Below are 20,262 nucleotides of genomic sequence, written 5' to 3' on the forward strand. Positions count from 1 at the left end.
GGCACTATCAACCATTTTATGAGAGGTATCTATATGCACCCGTCGTTGCATCTAGTAGTTGGTTTGGGTAAAACCGGGCTGTCGATTGCTCGTTACATGCATCGAAGAAACATGCCTTTTGTGATGTTTGATACGCGTGAAAACCCGACGGGATTAGCTGAGTTTCAGGCTCAATTTCCGGATGTAGACGTTTTTTTGCAAACATTGCCGGAAAGTTTGTATCCGCAGCTGAGCGAAATCATTTGCAGTCCAGGTGTGTCTTTGGATGAACCCTTTCTTAAGAAAGCCATGCAGCAGGGCATTTCTGTATTGGGCGACATTGAGTGTTTGGCGCGTGAAGTTGATGTTCCTATCGTCGCTATTACTGGCACCAATGGTAAATCCACTGTCACCACGTTAGTAGGTGAAATGGCCAAAGCTTCAGGATTGACCGTGGCAGTAGCCGGGAATATTGGCTTGCCTGTATTAGATATTTTGGATGTTGGCGTGCGTTACGATTTGTGGGTATTAGAATTATCGAGTTTTCAATTAGACCTCACGCACTCATTAGCTCCTGTGGCTGCCACCATTTTAAATGTCACGCCTGACCATTTGGACAGGCACCACACGTTTGATGCTTATGTTCAGTCAAAGCACCGGGTTTATCAGCAAGCCAAGACATTGATTTATAACCGTGCGGACGAATATACGCATCCTGATGCTAGTAAAGTTCAGGCTGCCAAAGTATTAAGTTATGGCCTCGATGCACCACGCGCCGGAAATTGGGGATTAATCACCACCGATGCCATTACTTACCTTTCCCACGGAGAGGAGCGCTTGTTGCCCACCGATGCTTTGCGTATAAAAGGAAAACACAATTGGTTAAACGCTCTGGCTGCCTGTGCTTTGGCAGATGCAGTAGGTATCGCTCCAGTTTTTATGACTGAAGTGTTAACGCGTTTTTCAGGTTTGCCGCATCGTAGCCAATGGGTGAGAACATTGGACGGCGTGGATTGGATTAATGATTCGAAGGGCACGAACGTAGGTGCGACGATGTCTGCAATTTCAGGGATAGGAGGCTCTATGCAAGGCAAAATCGTATTAATCGCCGGGGGACAGGGAAAGGGCGCTGATTTTTCAGAGCTTCATCAACCGGTGGCTGATTATGTCCGTTCAGTTGTTTTAATTGGTGAAGATGCTGATAAAATCGAAAAAGCAATCGGAAATGCCGTACCCGTATTACGTGCACCTTCACTGGATGAAGCAGTCCATGTGGCGAAATCTCACGCAAAACCGGGTGATGTCGTGTTGTTGTCGCCTGCATGTGCAAGTTTTGATATGTTTCGGGATTTTAATCATCGCGGAGATGATTTTATTGCTGCGGTGAACGCTTTGTGAGTACCATGCGACCTCGCCATTATACACAACGTGGAAAACCGACGAATAAACCATTGGCTTTGTATGATAAATGGTTGATTGCTGCAGTCATGGGGCTAATCATCATTGGCTTAATGATGGTTGCCTCAAGCTCGGTGATGATATCAGCCAGAAATTATCACCAGCCATTTCATTTTTTAATCCGGCAAGCCTGTTACCTTGCGCTGGGTTTTAGTGCAGCCATCATTATTATCCGCACCGACAGCAGCGTTTGGGAAAAAGCCAGCATTCCGTTGCTGTTGATTTGTTTGTTAATGCTTCTTTTGGTACTGATTCCAGGTATCGGACGCATGGTCAATGGTAGCCGTCGCTGGCTTTCTCTGGGGCCTATCGGGATTCAGGTTTCAGAGCTTGCAAAAGTGACCATGATTTTTTATTTGTCGGGATATTTGGTTCGCCAGCAGCAAATGATGAATCAAAGTCTCATGGGCTTTATCAAGCCCATGATCATATTGGGGATTTTTTCTTTTTTATTACTTTCGGAGCCAGATTTTGGAGCCACGGTGGTGATTGCAGGAACTGCGATGGCCATGTTGTTTTTAACGGGCGTGAAATTGCGTTATTACGTGGGTTTATTATTGTTGGTAAGTGCGAGTTTTGCTTTTCTGGCAATTTCATCCCCTTATCGTTTAAAGCGGTTAACCGGTTTTTTAAACCCATGGGCTGATCAGTACAATACAGGTTATCAATTGACTCAATCCCTCATTGCCTTCGGACGGGGGGGATGGTTTGGCGAAGGGTTGGGTGATAGTGTGCAAAAATTATTTTATTTGCCCGAAGCACACACAGATTTTTTATTTGCAGTACTGGCGGAAGAATTAGGGCTGGTCGGAATTCTGCTTGTTTTAACTTTGTATAGTATACTGGTTTTTAGGGGTTTATTAATTGGTTTGAATGCTTATGCCCAGAATCGTTTATTTGCCGCATACACGGCTTATGGAATTACGTTCTGGTTGGGGTTGCAAGCGGCGATTAATATGGGTGTCAATGCTGGCTTGCTGCCAACAAAAGGATTGACGCTGCCGTTAATGAGCTACGGTGGTGCCAGCATGGTCGTCTGCATTTGTGTTATCGCTTTATTGTTACGAATTGATCATGAAAATCGTTGGCAGTCTCTTGGTTTATAAAGAGGCAATGCAATCGACTACACAAGGGGGAATGCTGTGGACAGCAGAGGAAACTTTCTATCACCAAGGATGGGGCGGGTAGAACATATACATTTTGTGGGTATCGGCGGTTCCGGCATGTGTGGTATTGCCGAGGTATTACACAATGAGGGTTATCGCATCACAGGTTCTGATTTAGGTGAAACCCGTTCTGTGCAACATTTGCGATCCTTAGGCATTCCAATACATATCGGGCATCGAACTGAAAATATTTCTGGGGCAGATGTGGTGGTCCGCTCTACGGCAGTTGCCGATCACAATCCGGAAATTATAGCTGCTCGCGAACAAATGATCCCGGTAATCCCGCGCGCTATGATGCTGGCCGAACTGATGCGGTTTCGCCAAGGCATTGCAATAGCAGGGACTCATGGTAAAACTACAACCACAAGTTTGGTTAGCAGTTTATTGGCTGAAGGCGGGCTTGATCCAAGTTTTGTCATTGGTGGTAAGTTAAACAGTTGTGGCAGCAATGCCCAGCTCGGTAAATCGGCTTATTTTGTAGCCGAAGCCGATGAAAGCGATGCGTCATTTCTGTTTTTAAAGCCGACGATGGCTGTAGTGACTAATATTGATGCGGATCACATGGGCACATATGGAAATGATTTTAATGTCTTGCGCAATACATTTATTGAATTTCTGCATCATTTGCCATTTTACGGCGTTGCCGTGGTTTGTATAGAAGATGAAGAAATCCGCCATATTTTGCCTGCCATTCAACGGCCTACGTTAACCTATGGTTTTCGCGAGGGAGCACATTATCGTGCCTTGGACTGGACGCAGCAGGGGTTGCTTAGCCGCTTTCATGTGGAAAGGCCAGCCCCGCATAAACCTTTAACCATACAATTTCAGTGGCCTGGTCGCCACAATGTATTAAATGCACTGGCGGCTATTGCCATTGCCACCGAGTTAGAGGTGGACGATGACTCCATTGTCCGGGGCTTAGTCAAGTTTGAGGGTGTTGGCAGGCGTTTTCAAATGTTGGGGGAACGTGATTTTCCCAAGGGTAAGGCTTTAATTGTTGATGATTATGGTCACCACCCCAGTGAAATTTCCTCCACTATTGATGCGTTTCGTGCCGTTTGGCCGGATAAGCGGCTCATCCATGTATTCCAACCGCATCGTTATACGCGCACGCAATCCCTTTTTCCGCAATTTGTTCAGGCTTTAAGCCTTTCGGATGAATTGTTGCTGCTGGATATTTATTCAGCCGGTGAACCGGCAATTCCTGGCATCTCCAGTGAAAAACTGGCACAGCAAATCCGTGCTCATTTTCCTAATGTATCATTAGTGAACGATCAAAACCTTGAGCAAACGTTGGATCAGCTTGTTGCCGATGGGGATGTGATTCTCATGCAGGGGGCCGGTAATATCGGTCAATTGGCCAATAACTTGGTGCAAAAATTGCGAGAAACAGCGTGAACACTTCGGTTGCGGAATTAAACGACGTCATTTATAAAGGGCAGTTATTGTTTAACGAACCCTTGGCTGATTATACAACCTGGCGTGTTGGCGGTTCTGCCAAAAGGATGTATAAACCGGCAAATCTTGCTGATTTAGTCGTCTTTTTAAAGCAATTGCCTGATGAAGAGCCTTTGCTTTGGCTAGGTTTGGGCAGCAATACGTTAATTAAAGATGGCGGTTTTGCAGGTACGGTTATCCTGACCCAGGGTTGTTTAAATGCCATAGAGTTGGTTAAAGCGGAGGAAGTCCGTGTTGAGGCAGGCGTTTCTTGCGCTAAAATGGCTAGGTTTTGCGCCCGCAATCAATTGGCAGGCGGCGAGTTTTGGGCCGGGATTCCTGGGACGATGGGTGGTGCGTTGCGTATGAATGCAGGCTGTTTTAATGGCGAAACCTGGAAATACGTCGTTGAGGTAGAAACCATTACCCGCCACGGGGAAATCCGTCGTCGTGCCCCGGCAGAATTTGAAATTGCCTATCGTCACATGGCCGGATTGGCTGAAAATGAATGGTTTATTGCTGCCACTTGTCGTTTAATTCCTGGCGATAAAGAGAAATCGTTACAATTGATAAAAGAATTATTAGCGCGGCGCGCTGAAACTCAGCCCACGAATGAATATAATTGCGGTTCGGTTTTCAGGAATCCTCCCAATCATTATGCAGCCAAGCTAATTGAATCATGCGGTTTAAAAGGCAAGCGTCTTGGCGGCGCTATGGTTTCTGAAAAACATGCTAATTTTATTATTAATCATGAAGGTATGGCTTCAGCAAGCGACATCGAGTCTTTAATTCACTTTGTGCAAAAAACAGTGTATGAGCAGACAGGAATCGAATTAGTCCGCGAAGTGCATATTGTTGGAGACGAACATGTCAAATCGAATTAATTTGGTATTGCTCTATGGAGGCAAATCCGGAGAGCATGAAATTTCATTAATATCAGCCGCTTCAGTCTTATCCAATTTAGAAACCTCTCGTTATAACATCATTCCCATTGGCATAGACAAAGAAGGACGATATTTTTTAAACCAATATGAAGAATTATTGGCTTACCCACATTCCCTGCCCATAGTAACCGCAAATTCCACACCCCTGGATTCCATTGTTATCGACGGCCGTTTTGCGGTAAAAGCCGATGTCGTATTTCCTGTAACCCATGGGCCACTTTATGAAGATGGATGCCTGCAAGGTTTGTTAGAGTTAGTTGGTGTGGCTTATGTAGGTTGTACGGTATTATCTTCCGCAGTTGGCATGGATAAAGACATTGCAAGGCGCTTGGCTTGTGTAAACGGGATAAAATCCGCACGCTATCGCCTGCTTTCTTGGCATTCTTCCACAGAGGAGATTGAACAATTTTGCCATGAAGTCGCGGCGGAATTCGGTTGGCCTTTATTTGTGAAGCCCTGTTGCATGGGCTCAAGCGTCGGCATTCATAAGGCTAAAAATAAGTCGGAACTCATGGCTGCCATAGCCGATGCAAAGCAATATGATGAAGAAATTTTGGTGGAAGAATACATCAAGGGCCGCGAAATTGAATTGGCGGTGCTTGAAAATTCATCACCTGCGCATCCCCCAAAAGTAACTTTGGCTGGCGAAATTTGTGTCAATCATGCGGATGGGTTTTATTCTTATACTGCCAAATATCTGGAAAGTGAACAAACTGAGCTGCACGTGCCGGCAAAAATAAATGAAGAATTATTAAATCGCTTACAAAAGAGCGCCGCTGAAATTTTTGTTAATTTAAAATGCAAGGGGTTGGCTAGAGTTGATTTTTTTGTAAATGATGAAACGGGCGATATTTATTTTAATGAAATTAATACCTTGCCTGGGTTCACTCCAATCAGCATGTATCCCAAATTATGGCAGGCAAGCGGTTTACCTTATCAAGCATTGCTGGATGAGCTTATTAATCTGGCGTTATTTCATCATGAGTGCCGCCAGCGTTTGGTAACGCATTATCAGTAACATTAACAGGTGGTGGATGTGGACAGAGGGCGATTACGTTACGTAACTTTTTTGACGCTGCTTTTCGCCTGTGCATTTTTATTAACAGCGCGTCTGGTTTATTTGTTTCTCGCTGATGCGCAACGTTTCCCCATCACCACGGTTAAAATCACTGCAAGTTTCCAGCACATCACGCGTAAACAACTTGAAGAAGTTTTGACCAATTATCTTAATTCGAGTTTTTTTTCCTTACCAGTCAGACGCTTGCATGCTGACTTGGTTTCTTTGGATTGGGCTGAACAAGTAAATATTGAACGCATTTGGCCTGACACGCTTAAGATCACTTTGGTGGAAAAAGCCCCGATTGCAAGTTGGAATGATGCATTGGTTACTGCAGAAGGGCAATTGTTCAGTATTGGCCAAGAACAGGCAGAGACGAACTTGCCACAATTATTAGGACCTGCAAATCAACAAGCGGACGTCTTACAAATTTATCAAAAATTGAGTAAGCTATTAGCAACATATGGGTTACATGCAGCTTCTTTGCAACTGAGAAATAACCAGGCTTGGGAACTATCCTTGACCAATGGTATCCAGCTGCATTTAGGCAAGCGAGATTTAGAAAAGCGTGTCGAGCGGTTTTGTAAGGCGTATCTCGCTGTTTTTGCAGATAAATCAGAACAACTGTCTAGTGTTGATTTACGTTATGCACGCGGTATGGCGGTGCGATGGAAACAACAAACGGGAAGATAATGGCTAAAAAATCCGAAAAAAACATCATCACCGGCTTGGATATAGGTACATCCAAAGTCGTGGCCTTGGTAGGCGAAGTAACGCCTAGTGGCACTATAGAAATCATTGGTATAGGCCGTCACTCCTCCCGCGGTCTTAAACGAGGCGTAGTGGTTGATATCGAGGCAACCGTTAATTCTATCCAGCGAGCTGTTCAGGAAGCTGAACTCATGGCAGGATGTGAAGTAAGAAACGTATACACGGGTATTGCCGGGAGCCATATCCGTAGTTTAAATTCGCACGGTATTGTAGCAATACGCGATCAGGAAGTTTCTCCAGCGGATATTGAGCGGGTCATTGATGCCGCCAAAGCCGTTGTGATTCCGGCTGATCAAAAAATTCTTCACATTTTGCCGCAAGAATTTATTATTGATAACCAGGGTAATATCCGCGAACCCGTCGGCATGGCGGGTGTGCGTTTGGAAGCACGCGTGCATATCGTGACCGGAGCGGTCAGTGCTGCGCAAAATATTGCCAAATGCGTACGGCGTTGCGGGTTAGACGTAAATGATATTATTTTGGAGCAATTGGCTTCCAGTCATGCCGTGTTGACGGATGATGAGAAAGAATTGGGCGTTTGCCTCATCGACATTGGCGGGGGTACCACCGATGTAGCCATTTTCCTGGGCGGTGCTATCCAGCACACAGCCGTGATCCCTATTGCTGGCGATCAAGTAACCAATGACATTGCCGTTGCTTTGCGTACCCCAACCAAAGCGGCTGAAGTCATCAAATTAAACCATGGCTGCGTCATGTCAGAGCTTGCAAATGCTAGCCAAATGATAGAAGTATTAAGTGTTAATGAACGTCCCGGCCGGAAAATTTCTGCTAAAGCCCTCTCAGATGTTGTTTCAGCGCGTTATGAAGAATTATTTATGTTGGTACGCAATGAATTACGACGCAGCGGTTTTGAAGAATTGATCGCAGCAGGCATTGTGCTAACCGGGGGAGCATCCAACGTACATGGTGCGATCGAGCTGGCGGAGATGTGTTTTGAAATGCCTGTTCGCCACGGTTGTGCGCAACCAATTGCCGGATTGGGTGAAGCTTCAACTAATCCTTCATTGGCGACTGGCGTGGGATTGTTATTACACGGCTTTCAACAGCAGTATGAAGGTGGTTATAATGTTCCTGTACTGAACGATACAAGCAGTAGCATTTGGACGCGGATGAAACAATGGTTTCATGGTAATTTTTAAGATAGCTGCGTTTAGTAAGTTTTAAGTCTTAAGAGCTGTTTACGAATTTACTCCAAGGCGGAGTCAGTTTGTAAGCAGCTCTGTGCCGTATAAGGCATTCTCTCAAGAATGCTACAAATCAACCTGAATCACGAGAGGTACACGAATGTTTGAATTAATGGAGAGCAGCCAGCAAGACAATGCCGTGATTAAAGTCGTTGGAGTCGGCGGTGGCGGTGGTAATGCCGTAGAACACATGGTTTCTGAAAATATTGATGGTGTAGAGTTTATTTGTGCGAATACCGATGCACAAGCGTTGAAAAAATCCAATGCAAAAATTCTTATTCAATTGGGTGATCAATTGACGAAAGGATTAGGAGCTGGCGCAAACCCAAAAATCGGGCGTGAAGCAGCAGAAGAAGATCGCGAACGCATTAAAGAAATTTTGCATGGTGCGGACATGATTTTCATAACCGCTGGGATGGGAGGCGGAACAGGCACGGGTGCCGCGCCGGTATTTGCTGAAATTGCAAAAGAATTAGGCATTCTAACAGTCGCTATTGTTACGAAACCGTTTTCTTTTGAAGGGAAACAGCGTGCCTTGGCAGCTGAAGAAGGTATAAGACAGTTAGCCGAGCATGTGGATTCATTGATCACGATTCCAAACAATAAATTATTGAGTGTCTTGGGCAAAAACATCAGTTTATTGAATGCATTCAAAGCCGCAAATAATGTATTGCTGGGTGCGGTAAAAGGTATTTCCGATTTAATTACCCGTCCTGGTCTGATTAACGTCGATTTTGCTGACGTGCGTACCGTTATGTCTGAAATGGGCATGGCCATGATGGGCACAGGCAGCGCCAAAGGCGAGCAAAGAGCACGGCAAGCTGCTGAAGCTGCAATTGCTTCTCCCCTCTTGGAAGACGTCAATTTCTCTGGTGCGCGTGGCATTTTGGTCAACATTACTGCTGGCTTGGATATGTCAATTGGCGAGTTCGAAGAGGTGGGTGATGTAATTAAAGGCTTTATTTCTGATGATGCAACGGTAGTCGTCGGCACAGTAATTGATCCCGATATGACGGAAGAAATGCGAGTTACGGTTATTGTAACCGGACTCGGCGATTCCAGGCAGCGGCAGGGTAGTGTCCAGCAAAATGCAGGACGTGCACGCCTGGTTGAATCAAGACGTGGCGATGGCTCCCTTGATTATGAGCAGTTGGAGCGGCCTGCAGTGATTCGCAAACAAGCGGCAACTCCAGCCGTTAAACAAGGTAGCGAGGCTGTGCCGGATGTGGATTATTTGGATATTCCAGCCTTTTTACGCAGACAGGAAGAAGCATAAAATCTTCGAAAAACGGCCTAAAAAGGCCGTTTTTCATAGGATAAATTGAAAAAATTAGACTAATCAATAAATTGTTGCTAAGATTCCGGGGGTTTCCATATTTAAAAAGGCTTAGCTTAAAGGTGCGCGCTGAATGATAAAACAACGAACTCCTAAGAAGGTGATTCAAGCAACGGGTGTTGGCTTGCATTCCGGTGATAAAGTGCTTCTCACCTTACGTCCGGCGCCGATTAACACGGGTATTGTCTTTAGACGAATCGATCTTTCCCCAGTGGTAGAAATTCCAGCTTCTTATGAATACGTTTGCGATACGATGCTGTGTACTTCCCTGCAACGCGATGGTGTTAAGGTAGCAACAGTTGAGCATCTGCTCTCTGCATTTGCAGGTTTAGGCATTGATAACGCCTATGTTGATATAAATGCGCCTGAAATTCCAATTATGGATGGAAGTGCGGCTCCTTTTGTATTTCTCATTCAATCGGCAGGGATCCGTGAGCAAAGTGCCGCAAAACGCTTTATTCGCATCTTAAAGCCAATACGGATTGAAGAAAAAGACAAATACGTACAATTTCTTCCCTATAATGGCTATAAAGTTTCATTTACAATTGATTTTGAGCATCCTGTTTTTAATGATCGACCGCAAACGGCTCAATTTGATTTTTCCACTACTTCTTATGTAAAAGAAGTATGCCGGGCAAGAACCTTTGGTTTCCTTTCTGATTATGAGAAATTGCGCGAAAATGATTTAGCCAAGGGTGGTAGCTTGGATAATGCTATTGTCGTTGACGATTATCGCGTCCTCAATGAAGATGGTTTACGGTTTGAAGACGAATTCGTCAAACACAAAGTTCTTGACGCAATTGGTGATCTTTATTTATTAGGTTCGGGTTTAATTGGTGCATTTGAAGGTTATAAATCAGGTCATGAATTAAACAACAAGCTATTGCGCGAATTGATGGTACGACAAGAGGCATGGGAATATACCTATTTCGATGCGGAAACTTATCTACCTTCTATCCAGTCTGTCTTACTTCCCATAGAAGCTTAGACCAAACGTCTTCTCTTAAACAAGAAAATGATTAAATACATGGCTGTGGCTCGTCTGTGTCGTTGCGGTTAGCGTAGAGCTAACCCGCTACAGATTACGATTAGCTTTCGGATTTACCGCAGGCATTCAGGCGTGGCACCTCTTGAGTTGTTTCAGCATCATGGTTGCTGTGTTTTGCCAATTTATATAATGCATTTTTTAAAGGTAAAAAGCTGCATTGTTCGGCAGCATGCATGATTGCCATTTTGTTTGGTAGGGACAGCATGTGCGGAACGGGGGTTTTGGTTTTGATTTGTATTTGCTCTGCAGGGTTAAGTAGTAATTTAATAGAAGCCAATTGATAAATTCCCGCTTCCTGCCGCAATTTATCGCGCAGTTCAGGAAGCAAAAAACGTAATTGGGTAGCCCAAATGGCATCGTCTACCAGCAAAATCAGGCAACCTTTATTAAATCCTGCAATGCTGCAATGTTTTTGAAAAAGTGGAGGGAGATGTTGGCTTACCTTATCTTTTAACGATTCAGAGCGCAGTGCTTGTTGACATAATTCAGCAAGCTTTGGATTTAAGCATTGATTGATTGGCCGCATAAACATCCAGTATAAATAGAAAAATAAGCGTGTCTGCAATATGATATTGCAATGCATCACCTTCGATTCAAAGAGTTGCTACGATCATATCGTTTTGCAGTTTGAAATCAATGGTAAGGATAATAATGACCGATAATAATGTAATCCATCAAGCCCGACTGCATTGGGTTTTATTTGTTTGGCCACTGGTGCTATTCACGGCAGCTGTGTATGTGGCTATGAATTTTGAGCTTTTTTATGAGGTTTCCTTGGTGGTTGCGTTTTTTGCGTTAATTTGGTTACTGATGATGTGGGTAACGTATCAGTTTTCCTCCCTCACAATAAACAAAAAACATGTCATTTTACGTAGCGGGGTTTTGGTGCGGCAAACCATTGATATCCCATTGAACAAAATAGAAAGCATTGATATCCGCCAAACCATTCTGGGTAGTATACTGCGTTATGGATCCTTGGTAATTACAGGCACAGGAGGTACACGGCAAGTGGTTAATTATATTAACAAGCCTTTGACCTGCAGGCGCTATATAGAACAATTAATGAATGCAGAATGAGATAGCAATTTACGAGGATCTTTTTAAACAAAAAATCCTGAGTATACAGGTGCAACAAAGCCCTTATGGCAGCAGTATTCACTTTTTAGTTTTGCCAGATGGCAGTGAATGGGTGGTTAAAATTATTCCTGCGCAAAATTGGCTAGGGGATTTTGATGAAAAATATTTGAATTTTACCGAGAGCATTGCGGCTCAAGTGGCTGTCAGCCTGCAGCTTACCAAGTCAGCAAAATTGTGGGAAACAGGTAATTTTGCAGTGCAAGTGGCAGGTACGTGGCGGTTGTTTATCCCCTATTGTCCCGGTAAGGTTTTAGTAACTTGCTCTAAAGAGCAGGCATTTAAACTCGGCTCCATACTTGCCTCCTTGCATCAATTGGATTTACCTAAAGAAGGCAGCAAGCCTTTCCCACAGCCAACTGCCGCCCGCTCTCCTTTTCTATTACAAATGGTTGAGGAATGCTGTCACCATCATCTGCATGCTTATGAAGATTGGGTTACCAGCCACCGCGATATTCACTTGGGTAATGTAATATGGAAAAAAAATATCCCCTATTTAATTGATTGGAACAGCGCAGGTTTAATCCATCCATTTGTAGAACTAATTGGGCTTGCTGTTAACTGTGCCGGAATAGCAGCAGGGCGGTTCAATCCACATTCTTTCAGCGCTGCCTTATGCGGATATAGGAAACAAGCGGGCCGGTTACCTGCAAGCGATAAACCGCTATGGTCTCTTTGTTACCAAAGCTGGTTGCTGTGGCTTGAGTTTAAAACAAAACAGAATGAAGAAAATGAAATAAAGAACACGCTGCGAGCTATTGCCCTACTCAAAGAAAAAATGGAGGTCATAAAAAATATATATTATGCAGCATGAGCGCTTGGCCGCAACAGCAATGCTTTATGGCGAGTTTGACATGGCCATGAGACCATATCAAACAGGCACGCCATTTAGCTTTGATTATATATGAGGCGGGGCAATTGTATCATCGTTTTCATCACCTTCCGGCTGCATGATTTGATTATAATTTGCCTTATACGCTTGGAATTGCTGGGGAGTGGGGCCATAGCGTAGATTCAAATCATACTGCACAACTTTGTCGACAAACTCTTGGATTATTTCTTTGGCTTTTGGATCTGCTTTTTTAAGGAAAGAGACGTTTTTAACTTGTAAAATCTCTTCTTTATAATTGCTATCCGCACTATTTAACAAAATAGGAATATTTTGAATCTCGCCTTTTGCCTTGCGCACCGTGTTAATTGCGAGAGTACCACTCCAATCATCCCTCATATCGTGATCAGTAATAATGCCGTTAATTTGCCCGCTCCTAAGATCGTGGCGAAATTGGTCGAGATTCCTGTCATGTTCAGGGTGGTTGGACAGTTCATATTTCTTGCACTCGATTTCATATCCGCGTGATTTTGCTGCTTTTACCATCTGTTGATTCGCAAGAAGAGTAAATGCGTCATCATCGAGAATTGCAATGCACAATTTCCGGTTTTTTGCAGGGACATTGCTTGGTTCCGGGGGAACTTTCCGTAATTTCTGAACCCCTCCGGCAGTGGTTTCGTCGGGAGCCTCGGGCATGCTGTCTAAGCGCTCGACGTCTTCATCAATCTGCTTGCGTACATCCTTTTCTTTTTCCATAATCGCCTCCTGGCAAATGAACTCCTTAGAATTTTAGTATAATAAATCGCCATGCGTGCGAAGCAATCAGCTATGCCTCCAAATACAGTGGGCAGTGCCGGGTTTAAGCATCCATGCAAGCATCTTGTTAATTTATGCAGCAGGGATTTGTTGTGCGCTAAGCTCACAATTTTCCTGATAACGCCCGCCTGTCCCTTTAGCAAAGAATGACATCGAGTGTGAAGTGGCTGCTGCATAAATTCCCATGACAATTAACCCTGGAATAATTCCGGTAAAAATAATGGCTATGGCCAGCAAGCAGCGATTGCGGAATCTACTCCAATCGACGTTATCGGTTAAATTAAGATTTTTCTCCATTTTCATTAAAGATGCATGGAAGGCTTTTATTTTCTCGCTGGGTAATACATTGGGATTGCTTAATTCCTCATACAATTGTCTAACACCTTGATGGGTATCACGGATTTGTTTGTAATTTGCCGTAGATTTAGCATCTGTAACATGCAACCATTCGGTTAATAAATCCAAATGGCTTCCTTGGATATCTTTATATTTTTGCGCTTCCTGAAACAAATGTTGCAAATGTTGTTCAGTATAAACAAGCAGCTTGGTTTGGATGATATGAGCGCATTCTACTTCCTTCTTGGAAGCCAGGGTTTCAATGAATTCCTGCTTAATCTTAAATTCTTCCTGGTGTTTTTTGATGCTTGTCTCATGTTGGCTTATAGTCTTATCTTTCTCATTAAGAGTTTGTTGTTGTTTTTCGATTTCTTCGGTTTTAGCCGTAAGCTTTTCTTCTTGCTGTTTGGCTTCTTCAACCATTTTCTGCAGCGCTTGCTCTTTTTGTACCAGATTTTCTTGCAGGCTTCTTTTTTCAGGATCAATTGCACCTAAAGAAATCGCTCTTTTTTTGACGGTTTCAAAAAAAGCATGGCTGATGAGCTCGGGCTGCAGCTGCAAGTCATGTTGTTTTTCCAGTAATAAGCGGGCGGAGGCTTTTACCAAGGTGTCGCTATGCTGGCAAAGTTCATCGCGGTTGATTTCAATGGTTTGCTCGCCACCTTTGGAAACTAACCCGGATAAAGTGTCATAACCGCCATCCAGTACTTGTGCCGCTTCATTAATTTGTTCCAATTCTTGCAGGTATTGTTCGTAAGTTCGTTGCTGTGCCTCAATATGGGCATTTAAATTTGTAGCGGTTGCCAGTTCAACGATTTGTTTAAAAACTTTCTCTCTATCTTGAAATTCAGAATTATTTATTGCTTCAAGTTCTTTTTTTAAGGCTTCTTTAACGGTTGTTACGTTCACCGGGTCAAGTTCCTCCATGCATTTGCGAATGGAAGTTAACGCTTCTGATTCGCCAAGCTTATTTAAGCCTGATTTAAAGCATGTGAGGGTTTGCTGAAAATCTTGCTCTGGTGCCAGGAACAAGTGCAATTGTTTTTGCATGCTCTTAGCCCGCTGGGTGATTAGGCTCGCATGTTCTTCTACGGTTTTTTTCAAGCCTGACTGTAAAATCTTTTCGAAACCGTCCAATATATTAATATAGGTGTTGATACTAATTGTTCCTGACTCAGCAAATGTTTCAAGTCGTCGTCTTGCCAGAGACAATACATTAAACGGCTCTTTTATTGCCTGCATCAATTGTTGCTTTTCCTGCGAAGACAAATTATTGCGAAGGTAAGTTTGGCTTACGGCGTCAATCAGCATGGAGAAGCCGGAAAAAAATACTTTCCTGCCCTGCTCATTCTCAAATAATTTACGCAAGCGTTGGGTTTTTTCATCTTCATTTTCTGCAGGTAGACTGAGAAGAATTTTTAAAACGTCTGCCAGGGCAGTCGTGATATGCTGCAATTGCTCTACCGGCTTGGCTGAAATAATTTCATCAAACTGAATGTATTGGCGTAAATAAAGCAAGGCATGCTCGGTATTGACAAATTCCCCCTGCAGGGATGGCGCAATGTCTCCCATGCTGAAATCATTATGGGCACGGTAATGCACATAACGCTGACCTTTAATATCTTCTATCCCGACGACGATATAACCATCTTGAGCGAGGGATAAGAACGCTTGGTCGTTTTGCTTAACGCTAAGGTAATGATTAAGGAGAAGGTTATACCTTGCCTTTTGATCCCTTTTCATGAATTCATTGGCAATTTGTTGCAAGTCAGGATGAGCGCAATCAATATCTTCATTTAATGAGGTAAAAAGGGTTTGTCCTGCATTTGCTGTGACTGTATGGCTGAAGTGCAAAAATTTGCAAATCATCAATTTCATTATCGTGGACGTATCGCCGTTCACAGGAGCTCGGTTGAGCTTTTGCGTATATAAATTTCCACTCGTGGTGCCATGATGTCCGGGAATGACGATCGGTTGCATATCTTTAGCGACTATGGGTCTGAAACAACCGCTTCGCTCGTCGCGGCATAAATATAATTCCAGGGAATTGCATTTTTCGGAAAGCGAATCATAAAAACGCGGATCATCCCATCGAGTATAAGGCAGCCCATATAAGCGTCCGCCGGGAACGGGGTCAAGTAAAAAAGCATTAAGGTTAAGTTTGTTCAATCGCTCCAGTAATAATTTTCTATTTTGTGGCTTATCCTGAACACTTTTGGAAAGCTTTTGCATCGCAGCTTTTGTGTATGGGCATGTGGAATTGCATAAAATTTCATGAAGGCTTTTTGGGGTGTCTTCCGATGCCAGTTCTTCTTTGATCCGGTGAATTTCATGTAGTGCCAGCATGGTTTCTACAGCGCCACGGCTGTGGGCGCCTAAAATTAAAGTTTCTTTGCCACTGGCTGCAAATCCGAGGGTTTGTAAAACAAGTTTTGAAATGCGATCGCCTACCAGGGTGCCGGCTGTATCAGGGCCATCAATTACCGTGACGCTTTCCGAAACATAGGAAATAGCACCTTTATGTTTTTCTCCTTTCTCACCCAATAAATGCGTGATGTATTGCATTAGGAAAGAGTAAAACTCACCAAGTTCGTAGGGCGAGTTTGCAGGTTTTTGTACGACAACAGGTTTTTCCGTGAATTGCGTATCGGTGCCTAAGGCAATGAGAAAAGCGGAAGGTTGCTTGGGTTTTTCTTTAGTAAGGGACTCAAAAACATCATCTAGGCAAGTCATTTTAGGCATCTATAAGCTCTCCAATGGGTTAACAAAGCCATTCCATTGAATTACGCTCACATCCCCGTAAAGCGTTCATTGATTAATCAAAAACTGCTCAATTTTAAATCAATTTGCCTGTATTCGTCAAGTGATGGTGTAATAAATTTGCTTTTTTTGCTACAAGAAAGCAAATTGTTAAAAATATTATAAATTAATGCAGGTATGCAAAAACTGGAACGATGAAATTCACGATAAACAATAAAAAACTAAAGGCAAAAATAAATAATGTGACAGGTTGCAAATAGGGTTGCAATAGGATGGCTCTGGTGCAGGAGTTAAGCTTTAAATTATAAATAAGACTCGTTAATAATAACATGCCATAAAAATGAAAAGAATACACTCCAATTGCGTTTAGCGTGGATTCCATCCTGGCCGCCATAACATATCCTGTAGGGAAGGTGAGGAAGAAGAACGCCAAAAGCCAGAGAAATAGATACCGGGGCGGTTTAGGGGTGCTGCTAATTTCAAACCAAGACAATAGGAGGGGAAATAATAGTAAAGAAAAATAATACATCCAGCCAAATGGGCTCATAAAGAGCATCATGACCAAGGTTAGGCAAAATCCTTTGTGCTTTAGCGAACTATCCTTTTGTTTCCCGAGTTGATAAAGATAAAAAATTAAAAAAAGAAAAAACAAAATTACATAACTTAATTTTACCCAATGCCAACTTTTTTGGTAATGAGAAACATCAACCCATAAACGGAAAAGATAGCCATAGAAGGAAGCGTTCCAACTGTCGCCATACCAGAGTACCCTGCTCATCATGGAAACATAGTGTTTGTAGATGATAATTCCATAGCAAAGCCATGGAATTAAAAGAAGCAAAGCGATGGTTGCTACCATGACAATAAACGTGCGGTATTTTTTTTGAGATAATGAATAGAGTAACAATAATCCTGGGAAAAATTTTATGGAAACTAAAATTCCCCAGAGCAACCCTGCACGCACTTCTTTCTTTTCTACCAAAGCGTCATAGCCATACATGGTTAAAAAAAATAATATTCCCCCAAATTGTCCAATGATGGTATTAATGGCTACCGGAAAAAAAGCAAAATAAAGTAAATAGAGATAAAACTGGTTTTTACGATAGAATTCAGCAGGGAATGCATATTTAAACACAATGCGTACGCCTAGCACTCCTAAAGTTAAGCTTGCGAAAGACCATAACCAAAGCGCTGCATCAAAGCCTAGCCAAATTAAGGGGGTGGCCAGCCAGAGAATTATGGGGGGATTTAAATTAGCCGGTAACAATGCTATGTCAGGAAAATAGCCGCGAAACAAGACTTGATAAGGATTTTCTCCCGCATGCAACACATAGGAAGCGGTGTACAACGATGAGAAATCCATGCGGTATTGGCCTGTAAAGACAAAATAAAAAATCACTAAATAAGCACTGCTTATGGCGATGAAACTTGCAGTTGCCAAAGGCGGGATTGATTTTTCTTTGAAAAAAGCTGGCACTAACCTCATGGTTTGCTCCTTGCTGTTTTTCCTGTAGCATTATGGGCAATATGAAGTAAGGTATGATACCGGGTTTCATTGAGCCTGCAAATGACATGCAAGTCACGATAAGATGTATAAATTCAATTATATAGTTTCTCGCCCGTTGTCTTTATCTTTAGGCGCATAGGCAAGTGCCTCAAAATTGTCTGCTGTTAGCGGCTTGCTTAAGTAAAAACCTTGGCCAAAATAACATTTTCTTGCGATTAAATAGTTTAATTGCGCCTCCGTTTCAATACCTTCCGCGACGATGTTCATTTCCAATTCTTGGGCTAATTTGATGATGGTATCAATAACGATTACCTTATCCTGCTCATTTTGGATATCCGAAACAAATAATTTATCAATTTTTAATGTATCAATGGGTAAAGATTTCAAGCGGCTTAAGGAAGAATAGCCCATTCCGAAATCATCGATGGAAATATGCACGCCCAACTTATCAATTTGCCTTAAACCTTCCGTGATGAAAACATCATTTCTCATTACCAGGCTTTCCGTAACTTCTAAGTCAAGAAAAGCAGCAGGATAGTTATAATTTCTTAATGTTTTTTCAAGGTTTGGGAAAAAGTCTCTGTTTTCAAATTGCACGGGTGATACATTAATTGAAAACAGTAAATTTCGCTTATATTTTTCTGCCCAGGTTTGGGCTTTTTCGCAGGTTTTCTTCAACACCCATACGCCAATATTCACAATCAATCCTGTGTTTTCTGCCACAGGGATGAATTCATCGGGGGCAATTTCCCCCAAGGTCGCATTGTGCCAGCGCAGCAGGATTTCTGCGCCAATAATTTCTCGCGAAATTAAATTATATTTGGGTTGAAAATATAAACTGAATTCATCATTTTTAAGAGCTGTACGTAAATAAGATTCAATTTCAGCTTCTCTGGTTTGCAGGTGGCTTAACTTTTCAGTATAGAAACGATACGTATTTTTCCCTGACTTTTTAGCACTGTACATGGCGATATCTGCATTTTTTAAAAGTTCTTCCGCCGTTTTGCCATCGCCTGGAAAGATGGCTATGCCGATGCTGACGCTGCTGGTCAATAACTTACCATATACAGGGTATGCCGTGTGCAATCCCTGAATGATGCGTTCTGCAAGTTTTCTGGCCGCAGAAGGGGTCTTTAATCCCCTGCTGATTAAAGTAAATTCATCGCCGCCGATACGCGATAAAATATCGCCTTTGCGCGTTAATGAACTTAATTGCGCCGAAAATTGCTTGAGAAAATGATCGCCATGAGTATGCCCTAGAGAATCATTGATGGATTTAAAATTGTCCACATCGATGACAAATAAAACGAATGCTTGATCATGTCTGGCAGCATGCGCCACGGTTTTTGCCAATAAATTTTCAAATTCGCGTCGATTAAAGAGGTTTGTTAATGGATCGTGTGCTGCCAGATATTTTAATTGACCTTCACTGATTTTTAAATTTTTTTGTGCCTCAAGAACCGCATTATAAGAAAAAACATAATTGATAATTAAACAGGAAAAAGGGATGAAATAAACAATAATTTTTAAAAAATAGGCAATGTTGTAAGCACTATCGTATTGTGTGCTGGATAATAGCATCAGATATATGGCAGTAACAATTTGAGTTACCGCCATATAAAAAATACAGTTTGTTAAGATATAAGGGTATTTTTTATAAGCAGCAGGATAGATAAAAAGTATAATGGATAAATAAATAAACAGATAAATTAATTCATAAGGCCGCGATAAGATAGCGGATTCAAACCACATTTCCGGCAGTTTTGTACTTGCAGCAGCGTAATAAATGGATGAAAAAGCAATAAGAAATAAAAGAATGCTTAAAAGAATAAAGGTAAATGAACGGAAGCGCTTACCTTTTTCAAATTTAAGCAATAATAAAAAACCAATAATAAAGATAATGCCGCTTATTGAATTTGAAAAAGTCCAAATGACTGCATCCAGATTTTTTTTATCGATATAATCAGGTGTTAGGCCATCGATAACCAAGGTATGCAATGCTTCAACTGACCCTGAGAATAAAACGGCTAAGCCAATAATCAGGGCAACCTTATCATTGGCAAGACGGTATTGGGTAAAGGCTAATAAAACAGTGATTGCGGCCAGGGAAAAGGCTGACCATTGCAGTAAAGTTTGTCGGAAATAGCCTCTTATTTGCGCTTCGATAATGGAAGAGCCCAACACGTGATCATAATTAATATTTTTTACAATAAAATCAAAGCCGAAGTAATTTAAAGCAACAGCGGGCAAACCCAAAACCAAAATAAGAATAAAAACAAATAGAGGCGGGATTCGCCTTAGTGTTTTTGTGTCCAGGATTAAAGAATTGTTCATTGTTAGTCCATTAAAGACTTGTTCTGTTCCATGTTTCTCTTCCAGAGCAATTTTACTGAGCAATACTTCAATTATAGATAAAATCATGATAACTATGAGGAATTATATATCTAACCTTTGGGAAAAGATAATTTGTCGCATCGCC

At 42.4% G+C, this 20,262-nt stretch carries 16 protein-coding genes; 11 read left to right on the forward strand and 5 right to left on the reverse strand.

Annotation, left to right across the window (positions count from 1 at the left end; all coding sequences use genetic code 11):
* The first annotated feature begins 33 nt into the window (after positions 1 to 33).
* The 9 genes from murD (at position 34) to lpxC (ending at position 10,341) form a co-directional block, all read left to right on the forward strand.
* Entirely contained in the window at positions 34 to 1,377 is a 1,344-nt protein-coding gene (gene murD, locus NKV53_RS06280; protein ID WP_126953712.1) for a UDP-N-acetylmuramoyl-L-alanine--D-glutamate ligase, read from the forward strand.
* A gap of 5 nt (positions 1,378 to 1,382) precedes the next feature.
* Positions 1,383 to 2,543, forward strand: coding sequence for a putative lipid II flippase FtsW (gene ftsW, locus NKV53_RS06285; RefSeq protein ID WP_199737620.1), 1,161 nt, complete (start codon positions 1,383 to 1,385; stop codon positions 2,541 to 2,543).
* A gap of 69 nt (positions 2,544 to 2,612) precedes the next feature.
* The gene (murC, locus tag NKV53_RS06290) at positions 2,613 to 4,001 is read left to right on the forward strand and encodes a UDP-N-acetylmuramate--L-alanine ligase (protein ID WP_256478873.1); all 1,389 of its coding nucleotides are present in this window, start codon (positions 2,613 to 2,615) and stop codon (positions 3,999 to 4,001) included.
* Complete coding sequence (gene murB / locus NKV53_RS06295; protein ID WP_253350866.1) at positions 3,998 to 4,924, forward strand: UDP-N-acetylmuramate dehydrogenase; 927 nt, start codon at positions 3,998 to 4,000, stop codon at positions 4,922 to 4,924. Before murC ends, murB begins: the two co-directional genes overlap by 4 nt.
* A complete protein-coding gene (locus NKV53_RS06300; RefSeq protein WP_253350868.1) occupies positions 4,908 to 6,002 on the forward strand; it encodes a D-alanine--D-alanine ligase family protein in 1,095 nt (364 codons plus the stop codon). Before murB ends, NKV53_RS06300 begins: the two co-directional genes overlap by 17 nt.
* A 12-nt stretch (positions 6,003 to 6,014) precedes the next feature.
* Positions 6,015 to 6,734 (forward strand): cell division protein FtsQ/DivIB, encoded by a 720-nt coding sequence (locus NKV53_RS06305; protein WP_126953707.1) that lies wholly within the window; start codon positions 6,015 to 6,017, stop codon positions 6,732 to 6,734.
* On the forward strand, positions 6,734 to 7,972 hold the full coding sequence (gene ftsA, locus NKV53_RS06310; RefSeq protein WP_199737618.1) for a cell division protein FtsA: 1,239 nt from the start codon (positions 6,734 to 6,736) through the stop codon (positions 7,970 to 7,972). The genes NKV53_RS06305 and ftsA overlap by 1 nt, the downstream gene beginning before the upstream one ends.
* A gap of 145 nt (positions 7,973 to 8,117) precedes the next feature.
* Positions 8,118 to 9,293 (forward strand): cell division protein FtsZ, encoded by a 1,176-nt coding sequence (ftsZ, locus tag NKV53_RS06315; RefSeq protein WP_126953705.1) that lies wholly within the window; start codon positions 8,118 to 8,120, stop codon positions 9,291 to 9,293.
* A 133-nt stretch (positions 9,294 to 9,426) separates the two neighbouring features.
* Positions 9,427 to 10,341 carry a UDP-3-O-acyl-N-acetylglucosamine deacetylase gene (gene lpxC / locus NKV53_RS06320; protein ID WP_126953704.1) on the forward strand — a complete coding sequence of 305 codons (915 nt, stop codon included), beginning with the start codon at positions 9,427 to 9,429 and terminating at the stop codon, positions 10,339 to 10,341.
* A 100-nt stretch (positions 10,342 to 10,441) separates the two neighbouring features.
* Here lpxC and NKV53_RS06325 read toward each other — a convergent pair whose 3' ends face one another.
* The gene (locus tag NKV53_RS06325) at positions 10,442 to 10,927 is read right to left on the reverse strand and encodes a DUF721 domain-containing protein (protein WP_158614971.1); all 486 of its coding nucleotides are present in this window, start codon (positions 10,925 to 10,927) and stop codon (positions 10,442 to 10,444) included.
* 125 nt (positions 10,928 to 11,052) lie between these two features.
* Between NKV53_RS06325 and NKV53_RS06330 the strand changes: the two genes are divergently transcribed.
* Positions 11,053 to 11,478 carry a PH domain-containing protein gene (locus tag NKV53_RS06330; protein ID WP_126953702.1) on the forward strand — a complete coding sequence of 142 codons (426 nt, stop codon included), beginning with the start codon at positions 11,053 to 11,055 and terminating at the stop codon, positions 11,476 to 11,478.
* 49 nt (positions 11,479 to 11,527) lie between these two features.
* Complete coding sequence (locus NKV53_RS06335) at positions 11,528 to 12,349, forward strand: phosphotransferase (protein ID WP_158616399.1); 822 nt, start codon at positions 11,528 to 11,530, stop codon at positions 12,347 to 12,349.
* Between the two features lie 84 nt (positions 12,350 to 12,433).
* On the opposite strand, the gene NKV53_RS06340 is transcribed toward NKV53_RS06335, so the two are convergent.
* From NKV53_RS06340 to NKV53_RS06355, 4 genes are all read right to left on the reverse strand, one after another.
* On the reverse strand, positions 12,434 to 13,120 hold the full coding sequence (locus tag NKV53_RS06340) for a hypothetical protein (RefSeq protein WP_127057129.1): 687 nt from the start codon (positions 13,118 to 13,120) through the stop codon (positions 12,434 to 12,436).
* A gap of 132 nt (positions 13,121 to 13,252) precedes the next feature.
* Entirely contained in the window at positions 13,253 to 16,258 is a 3,006-nt protein-coding gene (locus tag NKV53_RS06345; protein ID WP_127057130.1) for a hypothetical protein, read from the reverse strand.
* A gap of 184 nt (positions 16,259 to 16,442) precedes the next feature.
* Complete coding sequence (locus NKV53_RS06350) at positions 16,443 to 17,762, reverse strand: glycosyltransferase family 87 protein (RefSeq protein WP_126953698.1); 1,320 nt, start codon at positions 17,760 to 17,762, stop codon at positions 16,443 to 16,445.
* A 117-nt stretch (positions 17,763 to 17,879) separates the two neighbouring features.
* The gene (locus NKV53_RS06355) at positions 17,880 to 20,204 is read right to left on the reverse strand and encodes a bifunctional diguanylate cyclase/phosphodiesterase (RefSeq protein ID WP_233588834.1); all 2,325 of its coding nucleotides are present in this window, start codon (positions 20,202 to 20,204) and stop codon (positions 17,880 to 17,882) included.
* Positions 20,205 to 20,262 lie beyond the last annotated feature (58 nt).

The organism is Legionella sp. 27cVA30 (assembly GCF_024160945.1).
In the GTDB taxonomy this organism is placed as follows: Bacteria; Pseudomonadota; Gammaproteobacteria; order Legionellales; family Legionellaceae; genus Legionella_A; species Legionella_A septentrionalis.

Bases quoted from the DNA above. Each gene is read 5' to 3' on its own strand.
- murD (WP_126953712.1), top strand. From the start codon at position 34: ATGCACCCGTCGTTGCATCTAGTAGTTGGTTTGGGTAAAACCGGGCTG.
- ftsW (WP_199737620.1), top strand. From the start codon at position 1,383: ATGCGACCTCGCCATTATACACAACGTGGAAAACCGACGAATAAACCA.
- murC (WP_256478873.1), top strand. From the start codon at position 2,613: ATGGGGCGGGTAGAACATATACATTTTGTGGGTATCGGCGGTTCCGGC.
- NKV53_RS06300 (WP_253350868.1), top strand. From the start codon at position 4,908: ATGTCAAATCGAATTAATTTGGTATTGCTCTATGGAGGCAAATCCGGA.
- ftsA (WP_199737618.1), top strand. From the start codon at position 6,734: ATGGCTAAAAAATCCGAAAAAAACATCATCACCGGCTTGGATATAGGT.
- ftsZ (WP_126953705.1), top strand. From the start codon at position 8,118: ATGTTTGAATTAATGGAGAGCAGCCAGCAAGACAATGCCGTGATTAAA.
- lpxC (WP_126953704.1), top strand. From the start codon at position 9,427: ATGATAAAACAACGAACTCCTAAGAAGGTGATTCAAGCAACGGGTGTT.
- NKV53_RS06325 (WP_158614971.1), bottom strand. From the start codon at position 10,927: ATGCGGCCAATCAATCAATGCTTAAATCCAAAGCTTGCTGAATTATGT.
- NKV53_RS06330 (WP_126953702.1), top strand. From the start codon at position 11,053: ATGACCGATAATAATGTAATCCATCAAGCCCGACTGCATTGGGTTTTA.
- NKV53_RS06340 (WP_127057129.1), bottom strand. From the start codon at position 13,120: ATGGAAAAAGAAAAGGATGTACGCAAGCAGATTGATGAAGACGTCGAG.
- NKV53_RS06345 (WP_127057130.1), bottom strand. From the start codon at position 16,258: ATGCCTAAAATGACTTGCCTAGATGATGTTTTTGAGTCCCTTACTAAA.
- NKV53_RS06350 (WP_126953698.1), bottom strand. From the start codon at position 17,762: ATGAGGTTAGTGCCAGCTTTTTTCAAAGAAAAATCAATCCCGCCTTTG.
- NKV53_RS06355 (WP_233588834.1), bottom strand. From the start codon at position 20,204: ATGATTTTATCTATAATTGAAGTATTGCTCAGTAAAATTGCTCTGGAA.